This window comes from Vibrio sp. 1580 (assembly GCF_033340055.1).
Genome location: NZ_JAWOVT010000300.1, coordinates 1 through 696, shown reverse-complemented (window position 1 = coordinate 696; position 696 = coordinate 1). Strand labels below are relative to the sequence as shown.

General features: G+C 51.1%; 1 protein-coding gene. It reads left to right on the top strand.

Going from position 1 to position 696, the window contains the following annotated elements:
* The coding region (cysE, locus tag R7093_RS25655) for a serine O-acetyltransferase (RefSeq protein WP_318147076.1) at positions 1 to 672 on the top strand (672 nt) is incomplete at its 5' end.
* Positions 673 to 696 lie beyond the last annotated feature (24 nt).

The window sequence follows — 696 nt, the reverse complement described above, 5'->3', positions numbered from 1 at the left end:
AACAAATTAAACACGGCGTCGATGCCAGCAATGGCCGTTCGTGAAGTGGTCGAAGAGGCATTTGCCGCAGACCCTACCATCACGGATTTTGCTGCGTGTGACATTTGTGCGACGGTCAACCGCGACCCTGCTGTTTCCATGTACTCAATGCCATTATTGTATTTGAAAGGTTACCACGCGCTGCAAGGCTATCGCGTGGCAAACTGGTTGTGGAAACAAGGCCGTCATGCCCTTGCGACGTATTTGCAAAACCAAATTTCTGTGGCGTGTCAGGTAGACATTCACCCAGCAGCACGTATTGGTAGCGGCATCATGCTCGACCATGCGACGGGCATCGTGATTGGTGAAACAGCGGTGGTTGATAACGATGTGTCGATCCTGCAAGACGTCACCCTAGGTGGTACAGGTAAAGAGTGCGGCGATCGTCACCCGAAAATCCGTGAAGGCGTGATGATTGGTGCAGGTGCCAAAATTCTTGGTAATATCGAAGTGGGCGAAGGGGCGAAAATCGGCTCTTGCTCCGTAGTATTACAAGCGGTGCCACCGCATACGACCGTGGCGGGCGTACCCGCGAAAATCGTCGGTCGACCAAAAACAGACAAACCGTCTCTCGATATGGACCAAGGCTTTAACGGTAAATCACAAAGCTTTATCCATGGAGATGGCATTTAACCGTCTTCTGATCCTTTGACAATA